This is a genomic window from Arsenophonus sp. ENCA, from assembly GCF_002287155.1.
Classification (GTDB): Bacteria; Pseudomonadota; Gammaproteobacteria; order Enterobacterales; family Enterobacteriaceae; genus Arsenophonus; species Arsenophonus nilaparvatae.
In genome coordinates this window covers 1-9,229 of the sequence record NZ_NHNG01000394.1, presented here as the reverse complement: position 1 = coordinate 9,229, position 9,229 = coordinate 1, and the positions used below count along the sequence as shown (strand labels likewise).

At 40.1% G+C, this 9,229-nt stretch carries 10 protein-coding genes and 1 other RNA gene; 2 read left to right on the top strand and 9 right to left on the bottom strand.

Annotated elements, in window-relative coordinates; all coding sequences use genetic code 11:
- Positions 1–392 precede the first annotated feature (392 nt).
- The 5 genes from CBG25_RS10365 to CBG25_RS10345 all read right to left on the bottom strand — a co-directional run bounded on the left by CBG25_RS10365 (position 393) and on the right by CBG25_RS10345 (position 4,360).
- Positions 393–533: a hypothetical protein gene (locus CBG25_RS10365; RefSeq protein ID WP_290606496.1), complete on the bottom strand. Its 141-nt coding sequence runs from the start codon at positions 531–533 to the stop codon at positions 393–395.
- 453 nt (positions 534–986) lie between these two features.
- A complete protein-coding gene (dolP, locus tag CBG25_RS10360; protein ID WP_032115681.1) occupies positions 987–1,562 on the bottom strand; it encodes a division/outer membrane stress-associated lipid-binding lipoprotein in 576 nt (191 codons plus the stop codon).
- 9 nt (positions 1,563–1,571) lie between these two features.
- The gene (diaA, locus tag CBG25_RS10355; RefSeq protein WP_026821383.1) at positions 1,572–2,162 is read right to left on the bottom strand and encodes a DnaA initiator-associating protein DiaA; all 591 of its coding nucleotides are present in this window, start codon (positions 2,160–2,162) and stop codon (positions 1,572–1,574) included.
- A 22-nt stretch (positions 2,163–2,184) separates the two neighbouring features.
- The gene (locus CBG25_RS10350; RefSeq protein ID WP_290606492.1) at positions 2,185–2,565 is read right to left on the bottom strand and encodes a YraN family protein; all 381 of its coding nucleotides are present in this window, start codon (positions 2,563–2,565) and stop codon (positions 2,185–2,187) included.
- Positions 2,566–2,677: 112 nt separating this feature from the next.
- Positions 2,678–4,360, bottom strand: coding sequence for a penicillin-binding protein activator (locus tag CBG25_RS10345; RefSeq protein WP_290606490.1), 1,683 nt, complete (start codon positions 4,358–4,360; stop codon positions 2,678–2,680).
- Positions 4,361–4,419: 59 nt separating this feature from the next.
- On the opposite strand from CBG25_RS10345, the gene rsmI reads away from it, so the two are divergent.
- Positions 4,420–5,316 (top strand): 16S rRNA (cytidine(1402)-2'-O)-methyltransferase, encoded by an 897-nt coding sequence (gene rsmI, locus CBG25_RS10340; RefSeq protein ID WP_290606488.1) that lies wholly within the window; start codon positions 4,420–4,422, stop codon positions 5,314–5,316.
- A 67-nt stretch (positions 5,317–5,383) separates the two neighbouring features.
- Positions 5,384–5,757: RNase P RNA component class A (gene rnpB / locus CBG25_RS10335), an RNA gene on the top strand.
- A gap of 102 nt (positions 5,758–5,859) precedes the next feature.
- On the opposite strand, the gene CBG25_RS10330 is transcribed toward rnpB, so the two are convergent.
- The 4 genes from CBG25_RS10330 to CBG25_RS10315 form a co-directional block, all read right to left on the bottom strand.
- A complete protein-coding gene (locus CBG25_RS10330) occupies positions 5,860–6,603 on the bottom strand; it encodes a KDGP aldolase family protein (RefSeq protein WP_290606486.1) in 744 nt (247 codons plus the stop codon).
- Positions 6,603–7,718: a DgaE family pyridoxal phosphate-dependent ammonia lyase gene (locus CBG25_RS10325; RefSeq protein ID WP_290606484.1), complete on the bottom strand. Its 1,116-nt coding sequence runs from the start codon at positions 7,716–7,718 to the stop codon at positions 6,603–6,605. Before CBG25_RS10325 ends, CBG25_RS10330 begins: the two co-directional genes overlap by 1 nt.
- On the bottom strand, positions 7,702–8,841 hold the full coding sequence (locus tag CBG25_RS10320; protein WP_290606482.1) for an amidohydrolase/deacetylase family metallohydrolase: 1,140 nt from the start codon (positions 8,839–8,841) through the stop codon (positions 7,702–7,704). Before CBG25_RS10320 ends, CBG25_RS10325 begins: the two co-directional genes overlap by 17 nt.
- 155 nt (positions 8,842–8,996) lie before the next feature.
- Positions 8,997–9,229: transposase (locus CBG25_RS10315; RefSeq protein WP_290604297.1), on the bottom strand; the 233-nt coding region annotated here is incomplete at its 5' end.

Below are 9,229 nucleotides of genomic sequence, written 5' to 3'. Positions count from 1 at the left end.
ATTTGAAAACACCTTTGTTTTATATTTTTTTCTCTCAACCCATACTGCAACATCGAATTTTAATTTAGCGACATCAATACCCACTGAGGTTTTGATCATGGTAAATTCTCTCATGAAAAACAGATAATTGAATATATCGTCCTAACCTTCCTTATAAATACGTGCTCGTAGCACAAGATACCGTTCGGTTTTGAAGACGATGATGAATATGTCACCAGGGTTTAATCTGAGGTACAAGCTCTAAGCTTAAGGCAGCGTACAAACTCACCGGTAACATCCCAATGATCAGTTGGGGATCATTAACCTTTGACAGTCAATGATCAAGATATAAGAACAGCGTAAAATTTACTTCAATCACCGAAACACCCTTATTTCACTATTAAGCAACACGCTTATTGATGACGGGTAATACGTTCATTAGTGATATTGGGGCTATCGGGATGGCGATGATAATCGATTTCTTTTACGGTTAAACCTCGATTATCAACTATTTTAATGGTTGGCGTTCCTTTAAATAATGACGATGATTGCATATTTTTCTCCATGTTTATTCACTATTATTTAGTTGCAAAAGAGAAATGAAATTTTCAGGTCTTTTTGTTATCAATAATCGATAGTTGCATAACAGGTGATATTTATATTTTCAGAAAATAGTGCTTTGATATTATTAAGTTATCGAATATTATTTCGTTGAGTTATGTTTTGATGTCAAATAATTATTGTTGTCAATATATTAACTTTAGGTAATAACACAAGCGATTAAATCTCGAAGAAAGTTGCTTAATTGGTTGATGTAGGTTTTTTAGGATTGGGCTATTTTAAAAATAGTGCTAAAAATATTTCATTTTCGTTAAAGATAGTAAAGGTTATTGCGCGTCGTAGAATATAGCAGCGAAAGTGCGCTACCTAAAATTAGCTACCCGGCCTTGTGGCTGCCGGGTAACAAATTAGAAAGATAATCACTTTTTATATTGAATGAGAAAATATTAATTAAGGTAGGTAAATGCGGTAGTTACGCGTTTAACGCCATCTGTCTCACTGGCGATTTTCGCTGCGGCAGCTCCTTCCTGTTGAGTTAAAATACCAAGTAAAAATACCTCTCCACCTTCGGTAATAACTTTGACGGTTGATGATTTAACCGAATCACTGGTAAGAATTTGTGATTTTATTTTAGTGGTTATCCAGGTATCTTTAGAAGCCGTACCAAGATCAACCGGCGTTGCCTGACGGATCTCATTATAAACTGCTTCAACACCTTCTACTTTGGTTGCTATCTGTTTTGCTCTTTCGGCTAATGCAAGATCGGGCGCTTGGCCGGTAAGCAGTATCTTACCTTCATAAGCTGTAGTAATAACACGTGCATTGCGGGTAATTTCTTGATCTTTGTTAATAGCAGCACTAACGCGGGCTTCTAATGTTCCATCATCGACCTGACGACCGACACTTCTTGGATCCGTCGCACTTTTTGTAGCGACTGCCGCTGAGCCTATTACAGCAGCCCCAATGCATCCTTGTAATAAAAGGGTACTGCATATTATGGTAATTAGAGGAAATAGTCTCATTATTACTCCTTAGTCATCTTGATGCGGAAAAAGTGTATTATCGATTAGATCACATAAACAGTTAACTGTTAATAGGTGAACTTCTTGAATTCTGATGCTTCTTTGAGAAGGTATTCGAATTTCTACATCCTGTGTGCCTAATAAACCGGCTAATTCTCCGCCATCATGACCGGTTAAGGCCACAATCGTCATATCACGTGCGAGTGAAGCTTCAACCGCTTTTATCACAACGCGACTATCGCCTTTGGTGGCAATTGCAAGAAGTACGTCACCAGATTGACCTAATGCACGCACTTGTTTTGCATATACCTCTTCGGGTTTTTGGCCATTAGCGATCGAGGTTATAATCGCATTGTCTGTGTTAAGACATAAAGCGGGCAGACTTGGACGTTCAGCTTCAAATTGATTGATCATACTGGTTGCAAAGCGTTGTGCAATAACTGCTGAGCCGCCACTGCCGCAACATAAGATTTTATTACCATTTAGTAAGGCGTGAACGATCATAATTGCTGCACGCGAAATAGCATCGGGTAATGCTTCAGCAGCGGCAATTTGTGTTTGAATACTTTCGGTAAAACAGGCTTTAATTTTCTCCAACACGTTAAGACCTACTTACATATAATTAGTGGATGGCATCATAATCACTAAAGGCATTTGGTAACCACTCAAATTGATTGCCGGTAGTAGCACAAATATCAAAACGACATAAAGCGGTTTCTATGTTTTCATTTTGTTTAAGCAGCCATAATTTAGCGGCTGCAAGTAATTTTTTTCGTTTGTTTAAAGTTACTGACATCAATGCGTTACCGAAGTTATCATGGCGGCGAAAGCGTACTTCAACAAACACCCAAGTGTTTTGATCTTTCATAACTAAATCAATTTCTCCAACCGGGAAACTTACATTGCGGCTAATAAATTGCAGTCCTTGTTGTTGCAAGAATTGCTTGGCTTTATTTTCGAAGTGACGTCCTTGTATCCAAGATAAATTTGGCGATTTTAGCATAGCGGATATCCTTATCTATAAGCTGAGGGTGTCGTTAAAATGACACTTTAGTCACTATTTTACTCTATTTTTATCTATTGGCTGATAAATTTTACTTTTAACTTACAATTTATTAAATCAATTGAACTTTTCCTTGTTTAAATTTTAACCACGGCAGGGTACGAAAAATTACGCAATTGTTACTATTTACACTTAGTTTGCCTGTGGCTCCATTTAGTTCGATATCATGTTGTTGTAATTGATTGAAATGATTGGCTAATAACCAGCCATCAATTCCCATAGCGTAAAGACGAATTAGCGAGTAATCAGCAGAGAGTCGTTGATTAGCTTGAGTTAGTAAAGTGGAACTAGCGCCGGCAAGTAAAGGGATTTCACTAAATTGCAAGCCTTCCATTTCCAGATAATAATCGGTGCTTAAATCTGTTTGATGACTACGAGAATTGGCATAAAGCGTTGGACGTGTGCGACTGTCGGTTGCGATATCTATCATCGGTTTAATCAATGACAATTCATCACTTGTGGCGACAATATACACCGCATCAATCGCCTCTGCCGTATCGTTGGTATTTTGCTGTTCGGCAATTACTATTGGAGTGCCTATCATCTGTATTCCAGTACTTTGAGCAGTTCTAGCTTTTAGGCTATCAATATTACCAAAACTTTGTTTACGTACAGGGGTTTGTTTCAATTTTTGCCACTCTTGTGCAAATATATTTGCGATACGTTCCCCAAAAGGAGAAGAAGGGATCAGGATCAAGGGTACTTGTTTGCCCTCTTTTGCCATATGGCGAGCCGCATTAACCGCTTCATCTTCAGGTGACAGAGAAAAGTAACAGACATTATTTTTAAGCGGCATTTTATCATTATCTAATTCATTTAATGTCAAAAGATTTAATGGAGTATTTATTTGAATAGCTTTAAGTACATCCGGTTTTAAAAGTGGCCCGACAACTAAGGTAATGCCATCCTGTTCAGCTTGTTGCAAGAGTGACTCAATCGATTGAGTATTGGTATCGTATACTTTAACCTGTTGATTATTAATAGGTGCATTGTCAATAACAAGCGATGGGGTTTGTGGATTGTTTTCCTGCGTCATATCATTGCTACTGCTAGTAATTGAATCAATAATACTTTGAACGGGATCACTATTTTGGCTATTTTGCTCAGATGAGCTGGTTGCGGTTGTCGGATCGATGGGTAAACCTTTTTGGGCATCAAGGAAACCTTGTAAAATCGCTTCAGCAAATATTTTACCATTATTACTTAAAGGCAAGAATAGACCAATTTTAGGGTTGCTACTGATTGAAGATTGATGAATGATTTGTATGAGTGCTGTTGGGGAAGTTTTAACACCCGGATTGGCTGGATAGCGTATTTTCCAGTCATTAAATGCATTTTGTAATGCCGCTGGATCTTGGTAGTTATTATGGTATAAATCAAGCAGATCAATCCAACCTTGTAAGATATTTTCATCTGCCCTAACAGCTAATTTTTGAATTTGTTCAGCAGGCAAACTGATTAACATCTGCCAAAAATCATCAATATTTTTCTGGTGATTAACCTTATCTTTTAATAGGCGTTCTTGCGCGATATAGGCGCGCAAAACTTCAGCAGATGGTGTACCATTAGCCGCATCAATAATTGATTGATAATGGCTGATTTCAGAGCTTGCTTGTATGGTTGCATCGCCAGTCGGTTTACTTTGATCTAGTGAGGAATGACATCCTACTAACAAAAGAGAGGATAGTATCGCTATACATATCAAGCCTTTTTTAACAAAAATTGAAGAACGCATACTTTGTCCAGTGATGTAATTATTATTGCTCAATTTTAATTGGTTATTCGGAATAAACAATGAATGAACCTAATCAAGATATAGAGGTAGAGATGGTATCAACACTATATATTGTAACAACTCCTATTGGTAATTTGGATGATATCACTCTGCGTGCATTGCAGATCCTTAAGCAGGTAGATTTTATTGCAGCGGAAGATACCCGGCGTACGGGTTTATTATTGCAGCACTTTGCTATCAATACCCGCATGATTTCCTTACATGATCATAATGAACAACAGAAAACAGATCAATTAATTCCTCAATTAAAACAGGGACTAAGTATAGCGTTAGTTTCTGATGCAGGCACACCGCTAATTAATGATCCTGGTTATCATTTGGTAAAATCTTGTCGCCAAGCAGGTATTCTGGTAGTTCCTTTGCCAGGGCCATGTGCAGCAATTACGGCCCTTTCCGCTGCCGGTATCGCCTCAGATCGCTTTTGTTATGAGGGATTTTTGCCAGCAAAACGCAAGAGTCGACAAGAGGTATTGCAAGCGTTAACGGAGGAGTCGAGAACACTTATTTTTTATGAATCACCACATCGTTTGTTAGACACATTAGCAGATATGGTCGCTATTTGGGGCGCTGAGCGTTATGTTGTCTTAGCTCGCGAATTAACAAAAACCTGGGAATCTATTCATGGTTTGCCAGTTGGAGAACTACTTGATTGGGTAAAAGTTGATGAAAATCGTTCTCGTGGCGAAATGGTATTGGTGGTTCAGGGATATAGAACACCACAGAAGGATGAAGTAGCTATTTCCTCAGAGGTGAAAAAAACGTTAGCGTTACTACAGCAATCATTGCCGTTAAAGAAGGCGGCGGCTATTACGGCAGAAATTTATGGTTTAAAGAAGAATGCACTATATAAATATAGCCTTGAGCAGCAAGTTAGTGCTGATAGTGCAATCAAGTAGATTAGCTGTTGGCCAGTTGTGATAAATAACTATACAAATTAATGTTAAATCCCTATAATTCAGCGTTGGAGTCAGCCAGACAACCGCTGCTTTATTGTTGATTACCCTAGGTAATTGTTAATAAAGGGGAGGAAAGTCCGGGCTCCATAGGGCAGGGTGCCAGATAACGTCTGGGAGGCGAAAGCCTACGACTAGTGCAACAGAGAGCAAACCGCCGATGGCTATTAAGCACAGGTAAGGGTGAAAGGGTGCGGTAAGAGCGCACCGCGCAACTGGCAACAGTTTGTGGCACGGTAAACTCCACCCGGAGCAAGGCCAAATAGGGGTTCACTAGATGCGGCCCGCATCGAACCCGGGTAGGCTGCTTGAGTCAGTGCGCAAGTGCTGGCCTAGATGAATGGTTGTCCACGACAGAACCCGGCTTATCGGCTGACTCTAAAACATTAAAAGCCCCATTGTGAGTAAAATTACAATGGGGTTTTACTTTTAGACTATTTAGAGTGCAATAAAATTGATAAACCGATTATTTATTATCAATAGCGTCTATAAACACTGCTTAGTCATTTCAAGTAATTTTTTAACGTCCTCAGGACGGGTATTACCGGTTGCTTTATCGATGATAGAGCTATAAATATGAGGAATAATTTTCTTTACACCAGCATTTAATGCAATTTTGAGAATTTCCGTGTAATTGTTTAAGTCGATACCGCCAGTTGGTTCAAGATAAAAATCACAGCTAGCACAAGCTTCTGCAACAACTTGATATTCTTCGCGATATTTTAACCCTGCCATATTAAAAAATTTCACAGAACTTGCGCCCATATCTTTTAACATTGCAATTGCCGTTTCAACAGGAACAATGGCGTCTGGATAATTTGAGCTTAGCGGCCCGGTAGAAATTTTTACTTTACCCACTTCACCAGTTGGCGAAATAAGCGCATTAACAATAGTCTGATCTTGACCTAATAATGCACGACTGGTTGCGGCACCAGTAAATACCTGGTTTACATGTTGCGGCTGAATGACTTTAGCAATTTGCGAAACCATATTAGATTGATTAGGATCGCCTGCACCTAAACCGACAGAAAGTGCATTATCAATTTCATCAGCATATTTAGCCATATCGTCAATAGCACTATTTAAGTCAGCATAGTTTTTTGACAGCACGCCAACCACGACATAAGTTTCAGCGGCTTGATAAATCTCTTTAGCATTTTGGTGAGAGCCTGCCAGAACATTCAGACAAACACGATCATGATAGAAATTAGGGGTTAATTGTTTTCCCATTATTTGACTCCAGTAACAACTTGGCGTATGCGTGAGACAATTGTTTTCAGTTGTTCGTTAGTAACACTGCGGATATCAGCTTCAACTTTTCCTTCGTTGGCTTTATATTCGCGAAAATAGATAGCGGTATCGCCCTGTTTCAATTCTGCCATCATGGCATAAGTAGTTTTACCAATGGCTTTCTGATCGAAGCTGATTTCTGCCCGAGCAATATCACGGCCAGCGGCATCCCAAACGATTTGGGCTTTGACGCCTTTGATTTTGTTAAGATCATCGATAAAATCAGACATCCTCTCAACCATCTGTTTGCCGGTCTCTTTTTTGGCAGTTAGGTAGAGTTCAATCGCCAGTGTTAGACCTAAAATACCCTCTTTACCGACTTTCATCGCACGACCAATGCCGCTACTTTGTTGTTTAACCCATTCAACGTATTGATGTTTGCCAATAACTAGTCCGCTAGTTGGGCCTTCAATCGCTTTAGCGCCACTGTAGATCACTAGATCAGCGCCATCTTGATAATAAGTCACTAAATCTTCTTCTGCAGCTGCATCGACTATTAAAGGGATTTGATGTTTTTTAGCAACCTGTGCCGCTTCTTTTACCGTTAGCATACTTTTTTGTACGCAGTGATGCGATTTAACATAAAGAATAGCTGCGGTTTGGTCAGTAATTTTGGCAGCAATTTGGGCTGCACTACACTCATTAGCATAACCGGCTTCGACGATTTCACCGCCACCAAGTGCAACCATGGTGTCAACTGGTGCACCATAATTAACGTTATGTCCTTTCGGCATGACAATTTCACGGGCCACAGGTTGAGGTGAAGTGTGAAGATTATAAAGTAAATCGGCATTGTCTTTTACTATCACCGCAGCGACGGATTGCGCAATGCCGGCTGAGGCGCAAGAAACAACCACCGCATTTTCCACCTTCAGTAGCTTGGCAATATACTGGCCGGTTTTATTTACCAGATCTTTGATTTCAAAGTAATGATTAAGTCCATAGCCGACACGCTCTGTAACTTCAGCTTTAGGCGTTGAAACGCCGAGCATTGTCATGCGACCGGAGGCATTAATTACATTTTTGAGTTGATATTGTTCATAAATCGATTGCATATTCAGACTCACTTTCTGTGGAAACAATTGCTTTGCCGCCAACAATGGCAACAACAGGCACAAACTTATGGCTACCAAAGCGTACTTCAACTTCTGCATCAGAGAGTTCAGTACGCTCTTCTTTGAGATCAAAGATAGTGAAGTCTGCGTCCATACCGACACCCAGATAGCCTTTACCTTTTAAATGCAGTAGGTCGGCGGCTTTTTTAGTGACACAATCTATTATTTGTTGTATTGAGAATCCCATACAAAGAAATTTGGTCAATACGAAAGCCAGACTATAAACTGGGCCATTGATACGGTTTTTATGGTAGATATCGGAACTGATGATATCGGGATAAGTACCAATATGCATAGCTTGTTCCGCGACTTTAAAGCTGAAACTTTCACCACCGTGCCCCACATCCAGGATCACCCCACGAGCAAGAGCTCGTTGAATCGATGGTTTTAAATTGCCGTTATCGTCCAGAATGCGATTAGGCTTACCATTAAAACAGTGGGTAATGATGTCGCCCTTGGTTAACAAATCTGCAATATCATCAAGATTAGGGGGATTGTTACCGATATGTACCATTAAGGGTAGCCCACTTTTTTTCTGCATTTCTTTTGCTTTGACAAGCGGGGTTATACCATTTTCACCAACCACGCTTTTACTCATTCGTGCTTTTATTCCGACAACAAATTCTGGATGATCAGCGATAGCTTTTTGTAAACTAGCTTCGTCAATTTGCTGCATGTCGGCTAATTCATTTTGGGCAATAATACCTGTTTTAGCGATATTAAGTAGTGAATAAACATTGGTTTTGACTTTACGTGTAATGGCAAAAAAGTGATCAATATCGTTAGCCCCAACACTGCCAGCATCTACTAGTGTGGTAACCCCGCAAGATGCGCCGGTTAGGTCAGGTTCATCGAAGTAAATAGGCGATTCTGGATAGCAATGGGTATGGGCATCGATCCAACCGGCACTAATGTAAAGTTGGCCTTTTAGGTCAATCGTTTTAGTTGCTTGTTGTTCTTTGACCGCATCTGGGCCAATGGCAACAATTTTGCTATCACGTACTAAGATATCAACGATCTGGCCGTTGATAAGTTTCCCTTGTTTGATAATGAGATCGTTCATAATAGCCTTCTTTATTTTCTTGGGCACCTCGAAAAACTCAAGATTTTCAATTAACCCTTGGCTTTCATTCTAAATAATTAGATTTTTTTTGATTATCACGTTACTGATTCTATCGCACATTGCCCTGGCTAGGGCCATTTGACCCATTCTGGGCGTCAGAAAGCCACGATGCACGCGCTCTGGAAGTACGCCAACCGCTTTAGGTTGTAACATGCTGCCATCATCGTCATGGCAAAATTAGCGCGCACCTGTCCAATGGTGCGGATCAGTTTTCTACCCATTTGTTCCATCGCCGCAAATGCATGTTCAACCCGTGCCCTAGTCTTTGCAATCCTGTGGTTTCGCCCTTGCTGAGTCTTGGACAACGGTTTGTTTCGATGGCCTTTAC

Coding starts and splice junctions, on each gene's coding strand:
- CBG25_RS10365 (WP_290606496.1), bottom strand. CDS start 533: ATGCAATCATCGTCATTATTTAAAGGAACGCCAACCATTAAAATAGTT.
- dolP (WP_032115681.1), bottom strand. CDS start 1,562: ATGAGACTATTTCCTCTAATTACCATAATATGCAGTACCCTTTTATTA.
- CBG25_RS10350 (WP_290606492.1), bottom strand. CDS start 2,565: ATGCTAAAATCGCCAAATTTATCTTGGATACAAGGACGTCACTTCGAA.
- CBG25_RS10345 (WP_290606490.1), bottom strand. CDS start 4,360: ATGCGTTCTTCAATTTTTGTTAAAAAAGGCTTGATATGTATAGCGATA.
- rsmI (WP_290606488.1), top strand. CDS start 4,420: ATGAATGAACCTAATCAAGATATAGAGGTAGAGATGGTATCAACACTA.
- CBG25_RS10330 (WP_290606486.1), bottom strand. CDS start 6,603: ATGGGAAAACAATTAACCCCTAATTTCTATCATGATCGTGTTTGTCTG.
- CBG25_RS10325 (WP_290606484.1), bottom strand. CDS start 7,718: ATGCAATCGATTTATGAACAATATCAACTCAAAAATGTAATTAATGCC.
- CBG25_RS10320 (WP_290606482.1), bottom strand. CDS start 8,841: ATGAACGATCTCATTATCAAACAAGGGAAACTTATCAACGGCCAGATC.